Origin of the sequence: uncultured Sphingomonas sp., from assembly GCF_913776855.1 — a bacterium.
Lineage (GTDB): Bacteria > Pseudomonadota > Alphaproteobacteria > Sphingomonadales > Sphingomonadaceae > Sphingomonas.
In genome coordinates, this window is record NZ_CAJYQD010000021.1 from 64293 (window position 1) to 88450 (window position 24158).

Consider the following 24158-nt stretch of genomic DNA (forward strand, 5'->3'; position numbering starts at 1 on the left):
ATGCGATGATGATGCGAGTCGTTATCATTAGCATTTTACGAAAGCAAGCGGCTGTGCTGCCTTGCTGGATTGTCGACCTGCCGACAGGTCGACCCAGGCACCGCCCGGGCCGACCCGCCGGTCAGCGCGAAACCGGCACCTCCGTGACGTTCCATCCGCGCAGCGTCACGCTGGGCGCGGCGGTGACGGTGGCGGGATAGCGGATGATGATGGTCCGCTTTTCGCCCGGTAGCAGCGCCACGTAATTGTCGCTGTAGAAGGCAGGCAGGATGCGTTTGCCGTCCGGGCCGGTGAGCGTCAGCTTGGTGTTGAGCGCCGGCACCGTGCCGTTATTGGCAAGGTCGACCGTGACCATGCGGTCGCTGCCGTCGACCACCGGAGCCGCCATCCGCGCGGTGAGGGTGGCGGGGGCGAGGCCGTTCAGCGCCTGGTACGAAGCGGCATCGCGCCCGCGCCAGTAGAAATTGTCCGACACCGGTTTGCCCGCAGCGTCGGCAAGCGTCAGCCGCACCAGCACCACCGGATGCGCCGCGTACAGCGTGTCGAGTGGCACGGCGGCCAGTGGCGTCGCCCGGTTGGCCAGCGCATCGACCCGGTCCGTCCGCGTGAACAGCTCCGCATTGTCGAGGCCGACGACGCGCACGGTGGCACGTAGCCCCTTCGCATCGGCCTGCGTCGTGTTCAGCACCACCAGTTCGTTGCCCGGCAGGTTCAGCTGGACGTGGAGCGGCTCGGCGGCTTTCTTTGCGCCGTAATAGGCGGCGTGGGTGTCGTAATCCCACGAATAGATCTGCCACGCATTTGACGGCCACGCCGGATGCGTCATCCACAACAACCGCCCGCTATTCTTCGTCCACAAATGGCCCAGGAACCCTTCGTACATCGCCTTGTGCGTTTCGAGGTTCATCATCTGCGCCTTGCGTTCGAAATCGGCGAAATCCTTGCCGGGTCCGAACATGGTGGCCAACGTCTGCATGAACGTCCTGGTGTCGCCATTCCCGGCGAAGTGCCAGTCGTGATAGGCGAGCACGTCACCCAGCGGCCAGCGATCCGCCGGCGGCACGTACGACGCGATGGATTCGGCGGTCGAGAAGGACGGCGTGCCCGTCTCGACCGAGAAACCGGTGGCGAGATCGGTGAAATACCCCTCCGGCGCGCGGTAGTTGTACGGGCCGGACCCTTGCAAATTCACGACGTTCGAGCTGCCGGTGAACCAGCGGGTGCCGTCCAGCTGGAACACGGCATCGTCCAGCCCCTCGTTCAATGCCGGATAGGGCACGCCCTCGTTACGACCGAACCACAGGATGATCGAGGGATGGTTGCGATAGCGGGCGATGGTGTCGCGCGCATTGGCGAGGAACAGCGCCGCATCGTCCGGCTCGATCTGGAAGTTCTGGGTCGATTGCCAGAAATCGTTCAGGACCATCATGCCGTTTTCATCGGCGAGGTCGTAAAACTCCTCTTCGGTATTGGTCCCCATCCAGTTGCGGATGACGTTCATGTGCGCCTCGCGCTGGAGGCGGAAGAAGGGTGCGAGCCAGGAATAGCTCACCCGCTTCATCGCGTCGTCCATGCCCCAGTTGCCGCCGCGCGCGGCGATCTTCACGCCGTTCACCCGGATCGCCAGATGCGGTTCGGGCAGGGTGTCGGCGATCGGAGTAACGGCTTTCGATACCTCGCCCGCTGCGGTGAGCGATTCCGCCCATCCGGTCGGCGACTGCTTGATCGCGCCGTGGCGGACGTCGATCAGCTTCTGTCCGGCAAGGGCGCCATCGGTGGTCTGCACGTTGACGCGGCGAAGCGCCCCCTTCGCATCGAACAACGACAGGTCGTAGCTGACCTCGCGGATGCCGAAGCGGCCCGCCTTGCTGTCCGACACGCCGGTCGCATCGCTGACCTGATAGGTCGCGTGGTAGAGATGCGGTTCACCATAGCCGTTGGGCCACCATAGTTTGGGGTTGGCGACGGTGAGCGCGGGGAAGTCGGCGGGGGTGAAGCGCACCTCGCTCCGCCCGCTCGGCGCGGTCACGGTCCGTTCGACCGATACGCCCTCGAACGCGACCTTGACCGTGACCTGGGTCGTGGGGCCGCTGTTTTCGATCGGCACGGTCACCAGCACGTCGGCGCGGTCGGTGCGCGGCAGCGGTAGGTCGGTGACGACATGCGGGTCGAGGATGCGGACGTTCCCATGCGCCACCAGCTCGACCGGCCGCCACAGCCCGGTGTTGCGGTCGCGGATGCCCGGAATCCAGTCCCATCCCTCGGTCGCGACGAAGGTCGGGCCGTCGATCGCCAGCTGCCCGCCATTTTCGCCGACGCCGGCCGATACCGATTGTTCGTGCGGGATGCCGGGGTGCGGCGGGGGCGAGACCTTGACCGCGATCACATTCTCGCCCGCCTGGGGCACGATATCGAACTGGCCGCGGATGAACGCGCCGCGCGTTTGGCCCAGCTTCGCGCCGTTCAGCCAGATGTCGGCGGCATAGTTGATGCCGCCGAACACGATCGTCAGCTTTTTGCCCACCGCCTCCGCCGGGACGGTGAAGCGGGTGTGGTACCAGTAATCCTGCCGCGCCAGCTTTTCCGGGATCTTCAGGTTGTTCAGGCCGTAATAGGGGTCGGGATAGACGCCGCGATCGACCAGGGTCTGCAACACCGTGCCCGGCACCGTCGCCGCGCGCCATTCGCCCTTGGGATTGCCCGGCCGCGACAGCGTGGCGCCGTCGCCCACGACGTCGGGCGCGGCGGCCAGCTGCCAGCCATTGATCTGCCACCGGCCCGGCGCGGTCGGTTGCAATGCAGGTGCGGTCGGCAGCGGTTTGGCGACGGGGGCGCTGTACGCATCGCCCCTGGTCTGCGGCAGGGTCCAGGGGTCCTGCTGCTGGGTCAGGCCGATATTGGCCTGTTTCTGGAACGGCCAGCTGACGCCGACCTCCCACAGCTGGACATTGGCAAAGTCGGGGCGCGGCATCGCGGCGATATCGGCCACCGACAGCGCGCGGTCGTGCAGCGTCACGCCGACCAGCGTCCCCCCGAAATGGGGCTGGCCCGGTACCGCGCGCGCGACATGCAGCACGCCGGTCGTCGCGGCGGAACGCGCCGCCCCGGTCGCGACGCGGCGGCCATCGACATACAGCGTCGCGCGCGTGCCATCGGACACGGCAGCCACCTGCGTCCAGCGGCCGGGCGTAAGCGCAGGCCCGGCCAGCGTCGCGCTGCCATCGGTCAGCGTCAGCCGCCCGTCCTTCAGCGCCAATACGCGCGCATCGCCCAGCGCGACCAGCGGCACCACGCCCGCCTGCCGCGCATCGCCCTTGACCCACAGCGTCACGCTGTACGGCGCGCCGGCCTGCGTCACCGGCCCCTCGACCGGGCGTTCGATGCCGATCCCGCCGGGCAGGAAGCTGGCGTTGTACGGCCCGCCATTCACCGGCACCTGTGCGCCTGCAACCCCTGCGACACCGGCCAGCAGCGCGGCGATCATGCCCAGTTTCATGCGGAAGTCCTTTTCGTCAGGTCGGCGCTGATCGCTTCGAGATCGCGGCCACGGGTTTCGGGAAAGAAGCGCCAGACCAGCAGCGCCTGCAGCAGCATCGCGGCGGCAAAGCCCCAGAAGGGCAGCGCACGGTCCCAATGCGCCACCAGCGGAAAGGCGAAGGACAGCACGGCATTGGCGACCCAATGCGTCGCGCTGCCGATCGCCTGTCCGCGCGCGCGCACGTCGGTCGGGAAGATTTCGCTGAGATACACCCAGATCACCGCGCCCTGCGACATGGCGAAAGCGGCGATGAACAGGATCAGCAGCGGCAGCAGCAGCGCGGGCGACGCCGCGCCCATATAGACCAGGGCGACCCCGCCCAGCGCGACCGCGGTGACGATGCCGCCACCAATCAGCAGCGGCTTGCGCCCCACCCGGTCGATCACCCCCATGCCGATGACCGTCGCGATCAGGTTGGCGACGCCGATCGCAATCGCCTGCACATCGCCCGACACGCCGGTAAAGCCCGCCGCGGCAAAGATGTCGTTGAGATAATAGAGGATCGCGTTGATGCCCGACAGCTGGTTGAACAGCCCGATGGCGATGGCGAGCAGGATCGGGGTCGCGTGCAGCCGCCAGTCGAGCCGCCCGGTGCCGCCGCCCTCCCCCGGCGGGATCGCATCGAGGCCGAGGCGGGCCGCCGCGCGCGCCGCATCGTCGCTCCGGCCGCGTGCGGAGAGCCAGCGCGGGCTTTGCGGCAGGCCGGTCAGCAGGATCAGGAACAGCGCGGCCGGGACCGCCGCCACGCCCAGCTTCCACCGCCATGCGATGTCGGGAGCGACCGCCTGGGCCACCAGATAATTGCTGAGATACGCGATCAGGATGCCAGCGACGATGTTGAACTGGAACAGCCCGACCAGCAGCCCGCGCCGCTTCGCCGAACTGATCTCGGCGATATAGACCGGGACCAGCACCGACGACGCGCCGATGGCAAGGCCGCCCAGCACGCGGAACGCGACGAAGCCGGTCAGCGTGGCGGCGACCGCGCAGCCGATCGCCGAGACGACATAGAGGAAACCGATGACACGCAGCACCGCAAGGCTGCCCCAGCGGTCGCCCGGCGCCCCGCTGAACAGGGCGCCGACCAGCGTGCCCCACAATGCTGCGGACACGGCAAGGCCGAGGCCCGCTTCGGACAGCGCATAGTTGCTGCGCAGCGCATCGGTGACGCCCGAAATGACGGCGGTGTCGAAGCCGAACAACAGCCCGCCAAGGCTCATCGCGACGACGGCGCGGGCGTGGGTGGACCCGCTCATGCGCCCGCCACCCGGTTCAGGAAGGCCCCATGCGGTTCGGCATGGGCGAGCGTCTTGCCGATCGCCTCGCGCATCCGCGCGAAGCTGTCGGCGAGGCGGTCGTCGGGGATCGCATCGGCCAGCGGCGAATGGCGCTGCGGCAGGTCGTTGAACCCTGCATAGAGGCTCAGCCAGCTCGGGTCCTGGAACGTATCCCACTCGTTGCGCACGAATTCTCCTCCTGAACGCCATGCGTCCAGCTTGATCTGCAAGGGTTCCGGCGGTTCGACCGCGCGGATCGCCTGCCAGAAGGGTTCATCCCGGCCATTGGCAAGGTAATGGAGGAACAGGAAGTCGCGCAGCCGTTCGAACTCCAGCACCGATTGCCGGTTATAGGTCGCGGCAAGGCGCGGGTCGCAGTCTTTGTCGGGGAACAGCGCGACGAAGCGTTCGAGGCCCGACTGGATCAGCGAGATGCTGGTCGATTCGAGCGGTTCGAGAAAGCCCGACGCCAGCCCCAGCCCTACGACATTGCCCGACCAGAACCGCTCGCGGTGGCCAGTGACGAAACGCAGCCGGTTGGGATCGGCCAGCGGTTCGCCCTCCAGATGGCCAAGCAGCGCATCCTCGGCATCACCGTCTGACTGGAACGCGCTGCAATAGACCGATCCGTTGCCGATGCGGTGGCGAAGCGGAATGCGCCATTGCCACCCCGCCTTGCGCGCGGTGGCGACGGTATAGGGAACCGGATTGCCCGGCGCGGCACGACATGGGATCGCCACGGCGCGGTCGCACGGCAGCCAGTGGCGCCAGTCGACATAGGGGACGCGGAGCGCCTCGCCCAGCAACAGGCTGCGAAAGCCCGAGGCGTCGATCCACAGGTCGCCGGCGATCGCACGCCCGTCGTCGAGCGTGACCGCCGTGACGTGCCCCCGCGCCGGATCGGTCGCGACCTGCGTGATCCGCCCGTCGACATGCGCGACCCGGTTGGCGAGCGCCAAACGGCGCAGCAGCGCGGCAAACTTCGCCGCATCGAAATGCAGCGCGAAGTTGAATACGCCGAGATCATTGGCCGGCCGGTCGGCGGGCGGCAGGAACAGCCCGCTGCGGGCGAGCTGTGTCGCAAGGCAATAGTCGCCGATCGGCCCGGCGCGCCCGGCGGCGTTGAGTTTCAACCAGTATTGATGGAATGCGACCCCGCCCGCGCCGACGCCATAGAGGCCGAACGGGTGGAAGAAGCGGTGATCCGCCCCGCCCCAGCCATCGAAGCGGATGCCGTATTTGATCGTACCGCCGGTCTCGCGCAGCACATCCGGCTCACCCAGCTCGATCGCGGAGAGGAAATCGCGGATCGCGGGCACCGTCGCCTCGCCCACGCCGACCGTGCCGATCGCGGCGCTGTCGATGACGGTGATCGACAGGTTCAGATGGGTCAGCCGCCGCGCCAGATAGGTTGCCGCCATCCACCCGGCGGTACCGCCGCCGACGATGACGATCGAGCGGACCGGTTCGTGTGGCATCGTTCCCCCCTGTATCGTCGGTGTCCCTCACCACCGTACCCCCGCGCAGGCGGGGGTCCAGAGCCAAGCAGGACAGCGTTTGCGCTTGTGGCCCTGGACCCCCGCCTGCGCGGGGGTGACGCGTGAGGTGTGGCGACATGTCGACACCTCGACACGTCGCCACGCCGATCAGAACTTCGCCCGCACGCCGGCGATGAAACGGCGCTCGTAGATGTTCTCGTTGAACACCTGGTCCTGCCAAGTCAGGTAATAGCGCTCGGTCTCGCCGGTCAGGTTCGATGCCTGGCCGTACACGCTGAACTGCGGCGTGATGTCGTAGCTGACCGATGCGTCGAGATAATGGGTCGGCTCCTGATACTGGGCGAGGCCCTGGATACCGCCATAGTTGGACGAGGCGAGCCGCTTCGAACGGAAATTATAGGCGACGCGCGCCTGCAACCCGTATTTCTCGAACCACAAGGCCGCGTTGACCTGATGCTTGCTGTTGTCCTGGAACGGCATCTTGTTGCCGGCCAGATCGACCTGCCCCGCATCGCCCAGCGACAGCGTGTAGTTGGCATCGACGCCGAACCCGCCGAGGAAGCCGTTGACCCCGTAATCGGCCAGCGACTGGCGCGCCGACGCCTCGATCCCCTTCAGCGTGCCACCCTCACCCTGCGCCAGCGTGTTGGTGATGACCGGGCGGCGGATCACGCCGTCATTGTCGGGGATGTCGGTGCGGGTTTCGGTCGTCGTCGTGATGAAGCTGTCGACCGAGATGTAGAACGCACCGACCGCGACCAGGCTGGAGCGCCCGGTATAATATTCGAGGCTGGCTTCGGCATTGGTCGCGCGCCACGGGTTTAGGTTCGGGTTGCCGCGCGAATCCGCCGTCCGCGCCTCGAACCGCGCCGGGTTCACCTGCGTGTTGATCGCATAGTTGACGTTCAGACCGCCGCCCCATTGCAGGAAGTCGAGCACCGTCATCGTTTTCGAGAAGGCGGCACGCGCGCGCAGCTTGTCCGTCACGTCGAACGCGACATTGAACGCGGGCAGGAAGTCGGTGAACTCGCGCTTGGTCACGACGTCGCCGGCATCGACCCCCGACACGCCGTAGGGCTGCGGCGCGCCGACGATGTTCTGGCGCACGTTCAGGCGGGTGTTAACCACCTGCAACCCGCCATTGGCGCGGAACGGCATGCCCAGCAGCACGCCTTCGCCCGACACCTGGCCATAGCCCGAAATCTGGCGGACATTGACCGTGAAGCTGTCGGCCGGGTTCACCAGATTCTGGCTGCCCGGATAGAACTTGTTCTGCCACGCCTCGCTGTCGTCCATCGCGTGCGGGTCGAGCGCATAGAGTGCGGGCGTGCCGCCGGCGGGCAGGGCATATTGCTTGATGAGGTTCGCAAAGATCGGGTCGGTCGCCTGCCGGGTATAGCCCGCGGTATAGGCATTGCCCTGCGCATCGCGCACCGCGCACTTGTTGTCGTTCAGGTTGACGTCGAACGCCTTCCACTTGACCAGACAGCCGCCCGCCGGATTACCGGCATTGTCGGTGTTACCGGCATAGAAGGGCGATACCCGGTCGAAGGTGAACTGGTCGACGCTGCGTTCGCCATAGCGGCCGCCGAACGCCAGCTTGACGCCGTTGTCGGCGGTATATTCGCCGTCGGCGCGCACCGCCCACAGGTCGCCATTCTGATACTGGTTGCCCTCCGACGAAATCGTCTTGAGGCCATAGCGCGACGGATCGGCCGCCTGCGCCAGGAACGCGGGCGAGAAGCCGAACACCGGCGCGCCGCTCGAATAGTCGACGGTCGCGGTCTGGCTGTAGATCTGGTAGCCGGTCGGATTGAACTGGCGGTCGCCGCCGACCGATGCCGGATAGTTACCGACGCCGTTATACGCCCATTGCGTGCCGTTGGTCAGGCTGAACTGGGTATAGGCCTGGTCGCGCTTGCGCGAAGCCTTGCCGTAAATGCCGCGGATCGTGCCCTTGAACTGGTCGCTCGGCTGCCAGTCGAGCTGGACATTGTAGTTCTGCGACTCGCTCTTGGTGCGGAAGGTTTCCGAATAACTGTCGAAGCTCGGCAGGCTATAGGTATATTGCTGCACCGTGTTGACGTTGTAGCCGTTGACGACGGCGCCGGTATCGCGCGATTTCGTCGGCAGGAACGGCGACGACAGCCAGTCGACATTCTGGAACTGGAACCCGGCGGTACGGTCGTACTGCGTCTGGCGGGTGTAGAAGCCGTCGGCAGTCAGCTTCAGCGCATCGTTGATCTCGAACTGCAGCGATGCATTGGCGCCGAAGCGTTCGCGGTTGGTGATGCGGTTCCACGCGGTATGCGACTGCGGTGTGATGAACGCGTCATTGGCATCGCCATCGCCGTTGACGTCGTACCCGATGATCGTGCCCGCGCCGTTGCGCACCGCCTTGCCCCGGCTGACGCCGTTGTTGCCAGTAGCGAACGCGCCCTGGTTGGTCGCGCTGCCGCCTTCGTTGTTCAGCGCGACGCCGTAATCCTGAATCCCACGGAAGCTGTTGCCGAGCGTCAGGTCGCTATAGGCGGCCGACACCAGCACCCCGAAGCGGTCGCCGTGATAGGCGATCAGGCCGTTGGCCGACGGGCTCCACTTCTCCGTCTTGTCGCCATATTGCCCCTCGGCGGCGGCCGACAGGGTGAAGCCCTGCTTCAAATCCATCGGCCGGCGGGTCAGCAGGTCGACGGTACCCGACAGGCCCGCCTGTTGCAGCGATGCAGTCGGCGACTTGAACACGGTCGCGCCCGAAAACAGCTGCGAGGGGATGTCGGTGAAGTTCGGCTGCACCGTCGTCACCGAATTGGCGCCGAGGAACTGTTCGCCGTTCATCAGGGTCGTGACCTGCGGCAACCCGCGGATGTTGACCGCGCCGCCCTCGCCCGCCTCGCGACGAATCTGCACGCCAGGGATGCGTTGCAGCGAATCGGAAATGGTGACGTCGGGAAGCTTGCCGATGTCCTGCGCGCTGATCGCCTCGACCACGCTGGCGGCGTTGCGCTTGATTTCGACCGAGCGCGCCTGCGACGCGCGGATGCCAGTGACGACGATATCGTCGGCGGGTGCCTCGGCTTGATTGGTGGCGGCGGTGGGATCGCTCTGGGCCATTGCCGGTGCGGCAAGCCCCAGCACGGATGCTGCCCCGAGCAGCATCGAACGGACGATCGACGACGAACCGTGACGCATGAAAACCTCCCCATGCTGCGGTGGCGCGACGTGGCACCCCGCTTCTATTTAAGAAAATTGATATTAAATAATTTCTCGCGTTGTCAAACGCTCAATCGCGGCGGCCGGCGGATTTGCGCGATGCTGACATTTTCGCCACGTCGGCCAACCTTCGCCGGGATGGTTTGGAGGAGAGGATCAGCGGTACGGCTCGCACGCTACCCCGTCCCCATCGCCGTCCATGTCTTCACGATAGCCGGGCTCACCGGAGTAGATCGGAGCGGTACCGGCCGCGCGGGCATCGTTGCAACCGCCCCATCGATCGCCGGGTTGCGGTTGGCGTGCGCGCGCCAACCCTGCCTGTACGGCAACCGGTTTCAGCGCTGAGGTGATGGCGGTGCGGCCATCCTGGTCGATCGCAACCGTGCCGATGCCGATGAATGCGCCGAGCGCCGCCGCGATGCCGAGGAACCTGACGGCGGCTATCCGCTCGCTACGCTGCTGCTCACGGCGGTAGCGCTCACCCAGCTTGATCGGGACGGCGCGAAACGGCTTCTTGAAGCTCACCAGCTATGTAACGGCAGAAAGAGCTGGATCCGGCATCGGTCGGACGTGGCATCTCCTTTGCTAACAATCCGTTACCCCGGCCCGAATTTCGTTGGCGACGCCCGGTGGCAGGGACATGATTGCCGGTCCGGAAACCATCGCGCTCGACAGCTTGACGTGTCGGCATGTCGACACGTAGAACGCCCGACATGCCGACCATCGCTATCATTAGTCAGAAGGGCGGCGCGGGGAAAACCACGCTCGCGCTGCACCTTGCCGCCGCCGCACAGGCCTCGGGCCGGGTCGCGCTGGTCGTCGATACCGATCCGCAGGCGACCGCCAGCCAATGGGCGGCGTGGCGGCAGGAAGCCCCGCCCGAGGTGATCGACAGCCCCCCGCCCCGCCTTGCTGCCAAGATCGCGGCGGCAAAGGAGCAGGGCGCGGAGGTGATCGTGATCGATACCCCGCCGCACGCCGACAGTGCAGCGCGCGCGGCGGTCGAGGCGGCGGACCTGGTGCTGATCCCGTGCCGGCCCAGCGCCTTCGACCTGTCGGCGATCCAGACGACCGCGAAGCTGGTGCAGCTGCTGCGCCGTCCGGCATATGTCGTGTTCACCGCCGGGCCGCCCAACGCGCCGCGCATCTATCAGGAGGCGGGGGAGCTGGTCGACAGCTTCGGCACGCCGCCCTGCCCCGTGCTGCTGCCCGATCGCGCCGCCTATCGCCATGCCAGTGCCGAGGGGCGGACGGTCATGGAAAGCGAACCTGCCGGCAAGGCCGCCGAAGAGGTGCGCGAACTCTACAAGTGGACATGTCGACAGCTCGACATGCCTGCCCCCCGCTTCAGAAAGATCGCGTCATGAGCCGCAAGCCGTCCTTCGCCAACCTGCGCGACCGCAGCGCCGCCGCTGCCCCTGCCCCTGCCCCCGCACCGGCCAAGGTCACCGCGCCGCCACCCACGACCGAAACCGAGGCGAAAGGCCCGGCAAGCCGGCAGGGCCGCAAGCAGATCGCCGGCTTCTTCACCCCCGACATGTCGCTGGCCATGCACATGCTCGCGCGGCGACAGGACCGCAGCCTGCAGGCGCTGATGGCCGAAGCGTTCAACGATGTCCTTCGCAAATATGGCGAAAGTCCCATCGGCGACTGAGTGTCGATCTGTCGGATGGTCGACCTGTCGACACGCCATGCGGTGATGCGGCATATTTTGCCGACGAACGCCGGAAACAGATGAACAAAACTTAATGTCCGGCATGGACAATCCGGTCACCGGATTGCAAGAAACCGACATGGACGTCTCCCGCGAACTTCTTGCCTATGCCATTATCGGCGTCGTGCTGCTGATCGGCGGGCCGGCGCTCGGCGTCATGCTGCACCGCCGCAAACGCCGCAAGCTGCGCCAGCGTGGGATCAAGCGCTACGGCCACTGATCGGCCGACCGGCGCCAACGAACTGCGGTTCCATCACGTTCGACCCAGACGTCATCGCGGCGAAGGCTGGAATTTCCCGGTTGCGGCACCGGACGGCAGCCGGCCCCCTTTCCTACAGCGCGGCACCATGACAGGCTCGCCCGACGCTCTGTCCCATCGTCGTCGCCCACAATGCCGCACGCGCGCTGCTGCAAATAGCGTGCGAGTGTGAACTTAGTGACCTTTGGCGGTTTTCCGCCGTTTTTTCCGGCGTGCGTACCAGTCCTGTCAACGAGGACCCCGGCCTGCGCCGGGGTATGGCGAGTGTTTGGGGCCTGCGCGGCGGTTCCGACCTGACCCGCCGGCACCCTACCCGACCGCCGCGAAATAATGATTGCCGCCGCTGTCGGCATATCCCTCGACCAACCGTAGCCCGGCCTCCTCCAGCAGCGCGCGATACGCCGCCTCGCCCAGCGATCGGGATTCCCGCCCGGTCAGCGTGTCGGTCCAGCGACAGGCCATTGCCGGCGCGCTGAACAGGAACCGCCCGCCGGGCCGCAGCGCCCGCGCGACCCGGCCGATCACCACCGCCTGCGTCGCGGGCGGCAGCAGGAAGAGCAGGCCGATCGCCACCGCCCCGTCGAAGCGCCGCCCGAAATAGTCGCTGTCCTCCGCCGCCTCACACGCCGCTGGCGCATCGGGCAGGGCGCGACGGAACGCGGCGAGCAGGGTAGGGGACGGGTCGACCCCCGACACGGCCAACCCCGCCCCGGCCAGCGCCAGCGCGACTGGCCGTCCGGTGCCGCAACCGATATCGACCACGCTGCCCCCCGGCGGCAGGTCCGCCGCCCAGCGGCGCACGACGTCCACACCCACATCGCTGCGGATCGCGGCGAAACGGTCGGCGACCGCTTCCCAGCCATGGGTGCGGTCCGTCACCGACGGTCCGACAGGTAGAGGTGTCGACATGTCATCATGGCAGTCCGATCCGCGCTGCGCCGTTCCCACCACCGTACTCCCGCGCAGGCGGGGGCAAGGGGCTATGTCGACCACTCTACCTGTCGACATGTCGGTCATGCTGGGACCGTCAGTCGGAACGCCGTCTCGCCGCTATCGAGCAGCATCAGTTCCCCGCCATGCGCGCGGGCGATGCGGCGGGCGAGCGTCAGACCGATGCCCGATCCGCCGGGCTTGTCGGTGTGGAAGGCACGAAAGATCCGCGCGCGGTCGGCCGCCGCAATGCCGGGGCCGCTGTCGCGCACCTCGGCGGTGAACGTCCCGTCGCTATGCAGCGCCAGCGCGACCCGTGCCGGGGCGGCAGCCGCCAGCGCCGCCTCCGCGCCGTTCTGCAAGAGTGCCCACAGCGCCTGCGCCATCTGGTCGCGGTCGATGGTCGCGGTGCCGCTCGCCTCGATCGCTAGCGTGACGCCCGTGCCGAAGCGTCCCCGGAACAGCCGCGCCAGATCATCGGCCAATATCGTCAGCGTGACCGGCGCCGCCACCGGATCGGGCAGGCGGGCGAGCTGGCGATAGGCGCGGGCAAAGCCCTCCAGCCCCTCGACCCGGCGGGCCAGCGTGGCGAGGATGTCGCCAAGCATCGCGTCGCCTTGCTGCGCCGCCGTCACCGCGCTGTCGGCCAGCGACACGATCGGCGACAGGCCGTTCAGCAGTTCGTGGCCGAGGATGTCGATCATCTCGTCCTGCGCCCGCTCCTGCGCGGCATGTTCCTCCGCATCGACATCGATCAGCGCGGCGAGGCGATGGGCGTCGCCCAGGGCTACCGCATCGATCCGCCAGCGCCGCCCGGCATGGCGCAGGTGCCGCGTGGCCGGATCGGTCAGCGTAGAGGGCGGGGCGGGAATGCGGTCGTCGGCGACGAACAGCGCGCGCGCCGCCCGGTTGATCGCGCGCACCTGTACGCCCTCGATCCGCAGGAGGGGGACGGGCACCTGGTCGAGCAGCGCGGTGATCGGCCAGGCGTCGCGCGCCGGTTGGGACGGGGCAGGGGCGGGCGCCCGCCTGAGCGCCATCCAGCAGCCGAGCGCCAGCAGCCACGCGACCGCCATTGCGGTGCCGAGCAGCGACCCCCACATCCCGGCCCGCCACACGGCGAGAGCCGCCGCCCCGCCAAGCGTGAGGGTGACCCCCGAAGCGAGGGTGGCCAGCGCGCGGCGCCGTTCGGGGGTCAGCATGGCGTGGCGTCCCCGCAACTGGCGCGCATCCCGGCGCAGGCCGGGGTCCAGGTGGAAAGGCCTATCCGCATCGTAGTGACGTCCCCCAACCGGACCCCGGCCTTCGCCGGGGTATGGGCGGCAAGGGGCGCTATCGCCACATCGGCCGTACCCCCGCGCAGGCGGGGGACCAGGGTTGTTGATCGCAACCGTCGTTCTGCTTGGCCCTGGACCCCCGCCTGCGCGGCGGTACGGCAGGTAGCGGGGAGGGGCGGTTGCCTCGCCTCCAGCAACGCACCGGTCCCGCCTCGCGTGGCCTTGGCACAGGCCGGGGCTTCCGCATGAAAGCACGCAGCAGGAGCCGCGAGAAACCCCCGCCTGCGCTGGCCCACCCACCCTACAACCCATGACGCGCCATCCGCCGGTACAGCGCACCCCGGCTCAGGCCCAGCGCGGTCGCCGCGTGGCTGACATTGTGGCGATGTTCGCGCAGCGCCGCCTCGATCACCGCGCGTTCGTTTTCGTCGAGGTCGAAGCGGGCGGCGGGGGGGTCCACCGCCATCGCGACCGGTTCCGGGGCGAGCAGGGTGGCGTCGATCGCATCGCCATCGCCCAGCAGGATCGCGCGCTCGACCGCGGCACTTAAACCGCGCACCTCGTCGACCCATGGCCCAGACAGGATGCGTGCTTCCGCCGCCGCGGTGAAGGCCGACACCGGTCGGGCGTAGCGCGCCGCCGCTTGTCGCGCGAAATGCCGCGCGAGCAGCAGCGCGTCGCCCGCCCGCATCGCCAGCGGCGGCACCGCGATTTCGACCGTGGCGATGCGGCGGGCCAGCGCGGGGAGGATGCCGCCCGCGTCGTCGGCGATCGCGATGCAGCGGGTGGCGGGTGCGATGCGTGCGAGCAGGCGGGCCTGTGCCACCTCCCCCAACCGGTCGGGATGGCGCAGCAGCAAGGTCGGCGCAGGCCCGTCGAGCAGCGCCCATGCCGCATCGTCGCGCAGGTCGATCACTGGCATCGCCGTCGCCGCATCGGGCGATGCGGCATGAAGCGCGGCGGCGGTCAGGCCGCGCCCCGATCCCGCCGGCCCGGTGACGACCACGCCGGCCCCGGTCGGGCCGATCCGGCGGACCAGCGCGCGCAGCCGCTCGATCGCGACACTGTCGCCCAGCAGCCGCGCGGGTTCGAGTGGGGCGGGGGTAGCGGCGGCCACCGCCCGCGGCGCGGCGGCGGCGGCGATGCGGGCGAGCAGGTCGGCGTTGCGCCATGGCTTCATAATGAAATCGCGCGCGCCCGCCCGCATCGCCTCCACCGCGATCCGCACCCCGCTATGCGCGGTGATGACGACGATCGCCGCATTCGGATCGTCGGACAGGATGCGCGCCAGCAGCGCCAGCCCCTCCGCCCCGTCGGTGCGGTTCGCCGCGTAATTCATGTCGAGCAGGATCACGTCGTAGCGCGTGGCGGCAAGGCGGGACAGCGCCTCCTCCGGTCCGCCCGCGCAGTCGATCCGGTGCCGGCCGAGGCGCAGCGCCAGCGCGATCGATTCGGCGACGCTGGCATTGTCGTCGATCAGCAGCACCGACAGGCCGCTTGACGCCGCCGGCGACTGTCCATTTCCGGACAGGCTGTCCATGTCTGGACGGTCACCCGGTGCGTATTGGGTGGAATATGGTGATGGTTCAGGCACTTAGGATTTTTCGCCCCGATCGGTGACACTGGTCCCATGATGACCGAAGCGACACAGGGCGCAAGCACCACCGAAACACCCCCCGGCGCGGCGATGGACCGCCGCGTGGAGCGGCCCCGTCGCGCATGGTGGCAACGGCGCGTGACGTGGATCGTGGTCGCGGCGGTGCTGGCGGCGGTCGCGCTGTGGCGCTGGCTGCCCGCCGCCGGATCGACCGATATCGCGGCGAGCGCGATCGAGACGGGCGAGGTCACGCGCGGCGCGTTCGACGATTACCTGCCGGTGCGCGCCACCGTCGCGCCGCGGCTGACCACGCTGGTCGGGGTGCTGGCCGGTGGGCAGGTCGAACAGCTGCTGGTGCAGGACGGGGCGATGGTCGCCGCCGGCCAACCGCTCGCCACGCTCGCCAATCCCGAGCTTCGCCTCGACGTGCTGACCCGCGAGGCCGCGATCGCCAGCCAGCTGGGCAGTATCGCCGGTGAGGGGCTCGGGATCGAGCGCAGCCGGCTCGACCGTTCGGCACAGGTGTCGCAGGCGGAGTACGACCTGATCAAGGCGCGGCGCGACCTCGCGATCCGCCAGCAGCTGTTCGACAAGGGGATCGTGACCGAGGCCGGGGTCGCCGGCTATCGCGCCGAGGCGGAATATCAGGCACGGCGCCTGGCGCAGCTGCGCGCCGGGGCGGGGACCGAGGCACGGATCACCGCGACGCAGGGGCAGCGCCTGGCCGACACGCAGGCGCGGCTGTCGGGCAACCTCGCGGCGGTACGTGGCGGGTTGTCGGCGCTGACGATCCGCGCGCCCGCCGCCGGGCGGCTGACCAACTTCACGCTGCAACCCGGCCAGACGCTGAAGCCCGGCGATCCGGCGGGACAGGTCGACAGCGAAGGGTCGTGGAAGCTGACCGCCGATGTCGACGAATATTATCTCGGCCGCGTCGCCGTGGGGCAGAAGGCGAAGGCCGACGGCATGGCGATGACCGTCAGCAAGGTGCTGCCCGCCGTGAAGGACGGAAGGTTCCGGGTGGAACTGACCTTCGATGCCACCCCCGCCAATCTCAATCGCGGCCAGACGCTCGACATCCGCATTACCCTTGGCGCCGCGTCGAAGGCGGTGGTCGCCCCGGTCGGCGGGTGGCTGGCGGCGGACAATGGCGCGTTCGCCTTCGTCGTCGATGCCGACGGCACCCATGCCACGCGCCGCCCGGTGAAGCTCGGCCGGCGCAACCCGGAAGCGGTCGAAATCCTGTCGGGGCTGAACCCCGGCGACCGCATCGTCACCAGCAATTTGTCGTCCGTGAAGGGCGACGCGATCAACATCCGATAGGGGAACCCCATGATCCGGCTAGAAAATATCCAGCGCCGCTATGTCTCCGACGAAGTGGAGACGACCGCGCTTTCCGACATCAACCTGGCGGTCGAGGCGGGCGAGTTCGTCGCGATCATGGGGCCATCGGGCTGCGGCAAGTCGACGCTGCTCAATACGCTCGGCACCGTCGACCGGCCGACCGGGGGCAAGTATCTGTTCGGCGACCGCGACATGGCGGCGATGGGCGAGAGCGACCTCGCCAGGTTCCGGGGATCGACGCTCGGCTTCGTCTTTCAGAGCTTCAATCTGATCGACGAACTGACGATCGAGGAGAATGTGGCGCTGGGCCTCGCCTATCGCGGCGATGCCGGGGATCGCAAGGGCCGGGTGGCCGCCGCGATGGACAAGGTCGGCATCGCGCACCGCGCCCGCCATTTCCCGCACCAATTGTCGGGCGGGCAGCAGCAGCGCGCGGCCATCGCCCGCGCGATCGTCGGCGATCCGAAACTGATCCTGGCGGACGAACCGACCGGCAATCTCGACACCGCCAATGGCGAGCAGGTGATGAACATCCTGATGGGCCTGAACAGCGAAGGCGCGACCATCGTGATGGTCACCCACTCGCCCGCCCATGCCGACATGGCGAAGCGGCGCATCGACATGCTCGACGGGCGGATCGTCGCCAACGCCATGCGGGCGATGTGATGCGCCCTGGAACCCATCCGATACCGTACCCCGGCGAAGGCCGGGGCCCAGTTACGGAGCGATCGTTGCCTTGCACAGGCGTCTCCCAACTGGACCCCGGCCTTCGCCGGGGTACGGCCTGAGATTTTCTCCCTTTCCTCCCAACCGGAGACCCGTCCATGAAACCCTTCCTCACCCTCGCGCTGCTCGCTTCCGCCGTGCCGACCCCGGCGCTGGCACAGGGGGCGACGCGCAGCTTCGCCGCCGCCGATTTCGACCGCATCTTCGTGGGCGGCTGCGATCATGTCGCCATCAGCTTCGGCGCGGGCTTTTCCGTCCGGGCACAGGGGCAGGCGGGGTCGCTGGCCGCGATCGGCGTCGCCGTGCGCGGCCGGGTGCTGACCCTGCTGCGCGCGAAAGGCAGCTGCGACAGCCGCGCGGGCAAGCCCGCCGCCACCATCGCCATCACCCTGCCACGACTGCAGGCGATCGAGGCGAGCGGGACCGGATCGGTCCGCATCGCTGCGCTGAACAGCCCGACCTTTGCCGCAAGGATGAGCGGCACCGGCAATCTGTCGATCGACGGGCTGCGGTCGGACCGCGCGGTCGTCACCCTGTCGGGCACGGGGTCCGCGAAGCTGAACGGGGTACAGGCTGCACGGCTGTCGCTGGAGCTGGGTGGCACCGGCACGATCACCGCCACCGGCGGCACGCAAGCGCTGGCGATCGTGGCCAGCGGGACTGGACATGTCGACACCTCGACACTCAATGCCGCTGCCTTGTCGGTGCGCGCCAGCGGTACCGGATCGGTCCGCGCCGCCGCCAATGGCCCGGCGGGGATCGACGCCAGCGGCATCGCGCGGGTGACCGTCACCGGGCGACCGGCCTGTTCGGTGTCGAAGAGCGGCATGGCCCGCGTCACCTGCGGCTGACGGACAAGAGGGGGAAAGGTCATGAACCGGTTCGCGCTGCTGTCGCTCTATCGCTCGCTTGTGCGCCACAAGCTCTATGCCGCGCTCAACATCGGCGGCCTTGCGGTCGGGATCGCGGTGTTCCTGATCCTCGGCCTCTATGTCCGGTACGAAACCAGCTATGAGAAATGGCTGCCCGATTATGACAAGGCCTATGTCGTGCAGACGGTGTGGACCATCCCCGACAGCCCGGTGAGCGGCCCCATTCCGTGGACGATGGGCGGGCTGATCGACCAGATGCGTGAGGATTTTCCGGGCGTCGTCGGCGCCCGCATCAACGGCGGCGACCGGGCGGGTACGATCCTCGCCGACGGGCGCGGCACGCGGGTCGATGCGGCGCAAGTCGATGCCAATTTCCTGCAGGTGATGCCGCTGCCGCTGGTCGCGGGCAATGCGGCGACGGCGCTGGCGCAGCCGGGCAATACCGCGATCGATCAGAAGACCGCGCGCGCATTCTTCGGCAATCGCGATCCGATCGGCCAGACCCTGGTCCTGTCGATGGACAAGGTGCGGACGTACCGCGTCAGCGCCGTGTTCCGCGACCTGCCCAAGAACACCGAATTGAAGCTGTCGGTGCTGGTGCCGCTGACCCGCGAGATGAAGAGCGACTATTGGTATCACTGGGGCAGTTCGGCGCTGCGCACCGTCATGCGGTTCGACACGCCCGAAGCCGCCCGTGCGTTCGAGGACAAGCTGAGCGCGTTCGTCGACCGGCGGGGGAAGGATCTGGCCGATCCGGGGCAGAAGGCGACGGATATGCAACATCTGAAGCTGCTGCCGCTCGCCGACCTGCACCTCGCCCCCCAGGGGCAGGACAGCGGCACCGCAAAGATGACGGTAGCCACGCTGGGGCTGGTCGGGGTGCTGACGCTGCTGATCGCGGTCATCAACTATATCAATCTCGCCACCGCCCGGTCCGGCCTGCGCGCCCGCGAAGTGGCGATGCGCAAGGTGCTGGGCGCCGATCGGGGCGTGCTGGTGCGGCAATTCCTCGGTGAGGCGGTGCTGACCGTCGCCATCGCCGCGCTGGGCGGGCTGATCCTTGCCGAACTGGGGCTGCCATTGGTCAATGCGGCGGGCGGCCTGTCGCTGACCATCCCCTATGCCGTCGTCGTGCCGGCGCTGCTGGTGCTGTCGGTGGTCGTCGGCGTTGCTGCCGGCGTCTATCCGGCGATCCTGTTGTCGCGCTTTCCCGCCGCCGCCGTGCTGGCATCGTCGCGCTCGCCCGGTGGCGGGCGTGCCGGGACGCGCATCCGCGAGCTGCTGGTGATCGGGCAGTTCGGCCTCGCCATCGCCTTCATGATCGGGACGGCGGTGCTGGTCGCGCAGACCCGGCACGTCCGCTCGGCCGATCTGGGGTTCCAGCGGGATTCGCTGCTGGTGCTGACGTCGATGGTCGACCCGGCGGTGCCGGTGGACCGCAAGGCGTCGATCCTGACCGCCATCCGCGCCCTGCCCCAGGTAAAGGACGCGACCATCGCCAACGCCGCGATCGGCGGCAGCGGTGAAAGCAACAATACCAACATGCCGCTGCCCGGTGTCGCCGGGCCGGGACCGTCGCTGACCTGGGTCGTGGTATCGCCGCGCTTCTTCGAAACCCATGGCGCGCGGCTGCTCGCCGGGCGCTGGTTCGACAATGCGCACGGGGCCGACGACACCAACGGCCGCAAGGCGGAGCAGGGCGCGAACATCGTCATCAACCGCCGCGCGCTGTCGACGTTGCGGTTCAGGATGCCGCAGGAAGCGATCGGCAAGACGCTGGGCGGCGATCGCCCGCGCACCATCATCGGCGTGGTCGACGACATGCGCTTCGACACGCCGCGCGCGCCGCTTGCCCCGACCTATTATATCTACAACAGCCGGGCGGAGACGATCGCCACCTCGGTCGTGACGATCCGCGTGACCGGCGATCCGCGCACCGCGCTGAAGAGCCTGGAGGGATTGTGGCAGCGGATGGTGCCGCAGGTGCCCTATAATGCGCAGACCGCCAACCAGCGCCTGACCGACTTCTACGAAGCCGACGACCGCGCGACGCGGCTGTTCGGGATCGGCGCGGGGCTGGCGGTACTGATCGGGTGCGTCGGGCTATGGGGTCTCGCCTCGTTCAACACCGCCAGGCGTACGCGCGAGATCGGCATCCGCAAGACGCTGGGCGCGTCGTCGGGCGATATCGTGAAGCTGCTGGTCGGGCAGTTCCTGCGCCCGGTGCTGATCGCGAACCTCGTCGCATGGCCGCTGGCGTTCCTTGCGATGCGGACGTGGCTGGCGGGGTTCGAGGATGCGATCGCGCTGTCGCCGCTGTTCTTCATCGGCGCGAGCGTCGTGGCGGTGGCGGTCGCGGTGCTGACCGTGCTGGGCCAGTCGCTACGTGCAAGCCGCGCGGCGCCAGCCTGGGCGTTGCGGCACGATTGATCGGGGCGGCCGCGGTCGGGATGTCGTTGCACCATCCCGACCGCGGCTTGTGCCGGAACGGCGGGGCATGATCGCCGAATCTTTCCCTTCCGCGCCTTTCTCTCCCTTGGTCGCCGGCGGCGAATGTCGTGGCTCGGGCCACGACAACGGGGGTAGATTGATGGAGAATGTTCGATGGCAGGATAGGGAATGCTGCGTTCATTGTATTACACGACGTCGCGCAAGCGAGCGGTGGCGATCCGCGTCAGGACTGTCAGCGTACGGGCGAAGCGAAGGAGATCGGCGGGATGCAGCTGGATATCGATGCGATCCGCGCGCAGATCCGGGCGATGGATTTCGAGCGGGGAACGTCCGACCAGATCGCGCAGTGGCGCGAGGACGACCGTGATTCACGGCATAACCTTATCATCGATGCCATGTGTCCCGAACCGATCGAGGACCGGCTCTTCGCGATGATGCTGGATGAAGGAGTTCCGCCCGCTCTCGCGTCAAAGCTCGTCGTCAATATGATCCACACCGACACGGGCAAGCTCGCGGCCTGATCCTTGGCGGTCGACCGTATATGTCGTTTGGCACCGACGACGCAGGGCCTTTACCACGCGAACGTCTCGTCATCTAAGCGCGTTCGCCTACTGCGCGTTGCAGGCGCGGTCGATGTCCGGGCACGGTCAGAGAATGCGTGCCGATAGACGCTAGCGGATGATTACCACCTTAGCTGCGACTTCGGTCGCAACATCGCGCCATGCCTTGTCGGCGGTATAGGCCGCGACGCCGAGGCGCTTGGCCAAGGCAAGGCAGAACCGATCGCCCAACGATAACCCGGCCGATAAAGTCGCCGCACGCAAGCTGCCTGCCTCCCAAGCCATTGCATCGTCCGCCGCAACGACTGTGTAGGGCAGCGCTCCCAGCATCACGCGAACGTCCTCGATCGGTGCGCCGAGATGGACGAAGTGGCTCACCACCTCGGCCTGATTAACCGCGCAGACCAAGGCGTTGGCGATCACCCCGGCGACCTTGCCGGCCCCGCGCTCATTTTTCAGCAGCGCCAGGATCGCCGAGGCATCAAGCACCACGCCGCTCATTCGCCACTGTCCCTGCGCCGTGCGACAAGAAATGCTTCAACCGAAGAATCGGGATGTGTGGCATAGCGTTTAGCGATGGCCTGTGCCTTGGCCACGGCTTGATCGACGGTGCGCAGGACGACACCATCGGCGGTTTCCTCCAATAGGACCGCACCGCCGCCTTCGAGACCTAATCGCTTACGAATGTCAGCTGGCAGGCTCATGCGTCCATTAGGTGTAATGTTCACTTGCAGCGTCATATGGTTCAATCGACACATTGTGGCATAATATTTCAATTATGCCACAACATGAATGACCTGTCTTGTGGAATGATAAATCGTTGTCATTCCGGGTATACCCCGATAGGACAACACGCCGGAACACCCCCAACCGTCCGATCAGGGTCGTTTGCAGCGAACTTGAACAGTTCTTGCTGAGGGTCTAGAGCCTGATCGAACAGAAGGGGGGTTCGGATGGCCTTGTTCGGCTATGCCCGCGTGTCGAGCGACGATCAGGACCTGACGATCCAGGAAAGCGCCCTGCGCGCAGCGGGGTGTCAAGCGATCCGGTCCGAAAAGAAATCGGCCACCGGCCGGTCCGGGCGCAGCGAGTTGCAGGTCCTGCTCGACTTCCTGCGCGAAGGCGACACGCTGGTCGTCACCCGGATCGACCGGCTCGCGCGGTCGATGAAGGATCTGCAGGACATCGTGCATGAATTGAAGGGCAGGGGGGTGGCACTGAAGGCGACCGAACAGCCGATCGATACCGGCACGGCGGCGGGGAAGGCGTTTCTCGACATGCTGGGCGTCTTTGCCGAGTTCGAGACGAACCTGCGCCGCGAACGCCAGGCGGAGGGGATCGCGGCGGCCAAGGCGCGCGGCGTGTACAAGGGCGGCAAGCCGCGCATCGATCCGGAAGCGGTGCGGACGCTGGCGGCGCAAGGCGTGCGGCCGGCGCACATCGCCCGCGAGCTGGGGATTTCGCGTGGTACGGTGTATCGGTTCCTGCCGCGTGCGGACGGGGCATGATCGTCGTTCCCGTGCAGGCGGAAATGACGAACTTTGCCGCGCCTATCCCGCCAACCGGGCCCCGTCTTCCCGCACGGGCAACGGCCCCGGACGGCCCAACAGATAGCCCTGCGCCTCGTCGCACCCCTGTTCGCGCAGGAAGTGGAGCTGTTCGACCGTCTCCACCCCTTCGGCCAGCACCGGGATGTTCAGGCTCTCGCCCAGCGTCAGCACCGCGCGGATGATCGCCGCTGATTGCGGCGCGCCGTTCAGTTCGGCCATGAACGACCGGTCGAGCTTGATCTTGTCGAACGGAAACGACCGGAGCGTCGACAGCGACGAATAGCCGGTGCCGAAATCGTCCATCGCCACCGACACGCCGATCGCCTTCAGCTGGCGCAGGATGTGGATGGTGCGCACCGGATCGGTAATCATCGCCGTCTCGGTAATCTCCAGTTCGAGGCGTGCGGGTGACAGGCCGGTGTCGAGCAGCACCTGCTGCACCAGGCGCGGCAGGTCGACATGGCCGAGCTGTACCGGCGACAGGTTGACCGCGATCCGGTGCGGTTCGGCCCAGCTGGCCGCCGCCTGGCAGGCGGTCCGCAGCACCCATTCGCCGATGGTGAGGATCAGTCCGGACTGTTCGGCCAGTGGAATGAAGCTGGCCGGCGACACGTTGCTGCCATCGGCACGGGTCCAGCGCAGCAGCGCCTCGTACCCGGTGATCGCGCCGGTCCCGACCGATTCCTGCACCTGCCAGTGCAGCGACAATTCGCCGCGGTCGATCGCGGTGCGCAGTTCCTTCACCATCCGCCGGCGCAGCCGCACCGTCTTGTCCATTTCCTCTTCGTAGAAACAGGCATCGGTCGCGATCGACGCCTTGGCGCGGTACATCGCCAGGTCGGCATTGTTGATCAGCGTCGAGAGTTCGGTCGCATCGCGCGGCCACAGTGCGACGCCCAGGCTCATGCCGCAACTAGCCTCGATCCCGCTCTGCTCCAGCATGACCGGGGCGGTGATCGCATCGCGCAGCCGGTCGATCAGCTGGGCGGCGTCATCGGGTTCGGTGACCGGCATCACCGCGACGAACTCGTCGCCGCCTAGGCGCGCGATGAACTCGCCGGGTAGCAGCGTGGCCTTCATCCGTTCGGCGATACGGGTCAGCAGCTGGTCGCCCGCCGCATGGCCGTGCATGTCGTTCACTTCCTTGAACCGGTCGAGGTCGATCGACAGCAGCGCGACGGCACGGTGCGCGTTGTCGGGGCCGGTCTGGCGCGCCAGCCATTCGAGGAACGAGGTGCGGTTGGGCAGGCCGGTCAGGCTGTCGTTGCGCGCCAGATGGGCGATGCGGCGTTCCTGCGCGATGCGGGCGCGCAGGTCGCGGATCGAATAGATGGTCTGCGGACAGGCGCGACGC

The 24158-nt window shown here is 67.7% G+C and carries 20 protein-coding genes; 9 read left to right on the top strand and 11 right to left on the bottom strand.

Features of this window, described 5'->3' with window-relative positions; translation table 11 throughout:
- Window positions 1–121: 121 nt before the first annotated feature.
- From QZ755_RS05585 to QZ755_RS05605, 5 genes are all read right to left on the bottom strand, one after another.
- The gene (locus QZ755_RS05585) at window positions 122–3496 is read right to left on the bottom strand and encodes a LamG-like jellyroll fold domain-containing protein (RefSeq protein WP_294320569.1); all 3375 of its coding nucleotides are present in this window, start codon (window positions 3494–3496) and stop codon (window positions 122–124) included.
- Window positions 3493–4794 (bottom strand): sugar porter family MFS transporter, encoded by a 1302-nt coding sequence (locus QZ755_RS05590; RefSeq protein ID WP_294320570.1) that lies wholly within the window; start codon window positions 4792–4794, stop codon window positions 3493–3495. Before QZ755_RS05590 ends, QZ755_RS05585 begins: the two co-directional genes overlap by 4 nt.
- A complete protein-coding gene (locus tag QZ755_RS05595) occupies window positions 4791–6293 on the bottom strand; it encodes a tryptophan halogenase family protein (protein WP_294320571.1) in 1503 nt (500 codons plus the stop codon). Before QZ755_RS05595 ends, QZ755_RS05590 begins: the two co-directional genes overlap by 4 nt.
- A gap of 168 nt (window positions 6294–6461) precedes the next feature.
- A complete protein-coding gene (locus QZ755_RS05600; protein WP_294320573.1) occupies window positions 6462–9503 on the bottom strand; it encodes a TonB-dependent receptor in 3042 nt (1013 codons plus the stop codon).
- Between the two features lie 177 nt (window positions 9504–9680).
- Window positions 9681–10049 carry an excalibur calcium-binding domain-containing protein gene (locus tag QZ755_RS05605; RefSeq protein ID WP_294320575.1) on the bottom strand — a complete coding sequence of 123 codons (369 nt, stop codon included), beginning with the start codon at window positions 10047–10049 and terminating at the stop codon, window positions 9681–9683.
- Between the two features lie 188 nt (window positions 10050–10237).
- Here QZ755_RS05605 and parA point away from each other — a divergent pair, with 188 nt between their 5' ends.
- From parA to QZ755_RS05620, 3 genes are all read left to right on the top strand, one after another.
- Window positions 10238–10891 (top strand): ParA family partition ATPase, encoded by a 654-nt coding sequence (gene parA / locus QZ755_RS05610; protein WP_294320577.1) that lies wholly within the window; start codon window positions 10238–10240, stop codon window positions 10889–10891.
- Window positions 10888–11178 carry a ribbon-helix-helix domain-containing protein gene (locus QZ755_RS05615; RefSeq protein WP_294320579.1) on the top strand — a complete coding sequence of 97 codons (291 nt, stop codon included), beginning with the start codon at window positions 10888–10890 and terminating at the stop codon, window positions 11176–11178. The genes parA and QZ755_RS05615 overlap by 4 nt, the downstream gene beginning before the upstream one ends.
- Window positions 11179–11281: 103 nt before the next feature.
- Window positions 11282–11458 carry a hypothetical protein gene (locus QZ755_RS05620; RefSeq protein WP_294320582.1) on the top strand — a complete coding sequence of 59 codons (177 nt, stop codon included), beginning with the start codon at window positions 11282–11284 and terminating at the stop codon, window positions 11456–11458.
- A gap of 348 nt (window positions 11459–11806) precedes the next feature.
- On the opposite strand, the gene QZ755_RS05625 is transcribed toward QZ755_RS05620, so the two are convergent.
- The 3 genes from QZ755_RS05625 to QZ755_RS05635 all read right to left on the bottom strand — a co-directional run bounded on the left by QZ755_RS05625 (window position 11807) and on the right by QZ755_RS05635 (window position 15244).
- Window positions 11807–12376, bottom strand: coding sequence for a class I SAM-dependent methyltransferase (locus QZ755_RS05625; protein ID WP_294320584.1), 570 nt, complete (start codon window positions 12374–12376; stop codon window positions 11807–11809).
- Window positions 12377–12510: 134 nt separating this feature from the next.
- A complete protein-coding gene (locus QZ755_RS05630; RefSeq protein WP_294320585.1) occupies window positions 12511–13629 on the bottom strand; it encodes a HAMP domain-containing sensor histidine kinase in 1119 nt (372 codons plus the stop codon).
- A 376-nt stretch (window positions 13630–14005) separates the two neighbouring features.
- The gene (locus QZ755_RS05635; protein ID WP_294320587.1) at window positions 14006–15244 is read right to left on the bottom strand and encodes a response regulator; all 1239 of its coding nucleotides are present in this window, start codon (window positions 15242–15244) and stop codon (window positions 14006–14008) included.
- A gap of 90 nt (window positions 15245–15334) precedes the next feature.
- Between QZ755_RS05635 and QZ755_RS05640 the strand changes: the two genes are divergently transcribed.
- The 5 genes from QZ755_RS05640 to QZ755_RS05660 all read left to right on the top strand — a co-directional run bounded on the left by QZ755_RS05640 (window position 15335) and on the right by QZ755_RS05660 (window position 21215).
- Window positions 15335–16624 (top strand): efflux RND transporter periplasmic adaptor subunit, encoded by a 1290-nt coding sequence (locus QZ755_RS05640; RefSeq protein ID WP_294320589.1) that lies wholly within the window; start codon window positions 15335–15337, stop codon window positions 16622–16624.
- A gap of 9 nt (window positions 16625–16633) precedes the next feature.
- A complete protein-coding gene (locus QZ755_RS05645) occupies window positions 16634–17311 on the top strand; it encodes an ABC transporter ATP-binding protein (RefSeq protein WP_294320591.1) in 678 nt (225 codons plus the stop codon).
- A 158-nt stretch (window positions 17312–17469) separates the two neighbouring features.
- Window positions 17470–18222 carry a DUF2807 domain-containing protein gene (locus QZ755_RS05650; protein WP_294320592.1) on the top strand — a complete coding sequence of 251 codons (753 nt, stop codon included), beginning with the start codon at window positions 17470–17472 and terminating at the stop codon, window positions 18220–18222.
- Window positions 18223–18243: 21 nt separating this feature from the next.
- On the top strand, window positions 18244–20673 hold the full coding sequence (locus QZ755_RS05655) for an FtsX-like permease family protein (RefSeq protein ID WP_294320594.1): 2430 nt from the start codon (window positions 18244–18246) through the stop codon (window positions 20671–20673).
- 167 nt (window positions 20674–20840) lie between these two features.
- Entirely contained in the window at window positions 20841–21215 is a 375-nt protein-coding gene (locus tag QZ755_RS05660) for a hypothetical protein (RefSeq protein WP_294320596.1), read from the top strand.
- Between the two features lie 150 nt (window positions 21216–21365).
- Here the strand turns inward: QZ755_RS05660 and QZ755_RS05665 are convergent, their stop codons facing one another.
- Together QZ755_RS05665 and QZ755_RS05670 are read right to left on the bottom strand one after the other, a co-directional pair.
- Window positions 21366–21755 (bottom strand): type II toxin-antitoxin system VapC family toxin, encoded by a 390-nt coding sequence (locus tag QZ755_RS05665; protein WP_294320598.1) that lies wholly within the window; start codon window positions 21753–21755, stop codon window positions 21366–21368.
- The gene (locus QZ755_RS05670) at window positions 21752–21994 is read right to left on the bottom strand and encodes an AbrB/MazE/SpoVT family DNA-binding domain-containing protein (protein ID WP_294320600.1); all 243 of its coding nucleotides are present in this window, start codon (window positions 21992–21994) and stop codon (window positions 21752–21754) included. Before QZ755_RS05670 ends, QZ755_RS05665 begins: the two co-directional genes overlap by 4 nt.
- Window positions 21995–22207: 213 nt before the next feature.
- On the opposite strand from QZ755_RS05670, the gene QZ755_RS05675 reads away from it, so the two are divergent.
- Complete coding sequence (locus tag QZ755_RS05675; RefSeq protein WP_294320602.1) at window positions 22208–22762, top strand: recombinase family protein; 555 nt, start codon at window positions 22208–22210, stop codon at window positions 22760–22762.
- Between the two features lie 42 nt (window positions 22763–22804).
- Here the strand turns inward: QZ755_RS05675 and QZ755_RS05680 are convergent.
- Window positions 22805–24158: EAL domain-containing protein (locus QZ755_RS05680; RefSeq protein ID WP_294320605.1), on the bottom strand; the 1354-nt coding region annotated here is incomplete at its 5' end.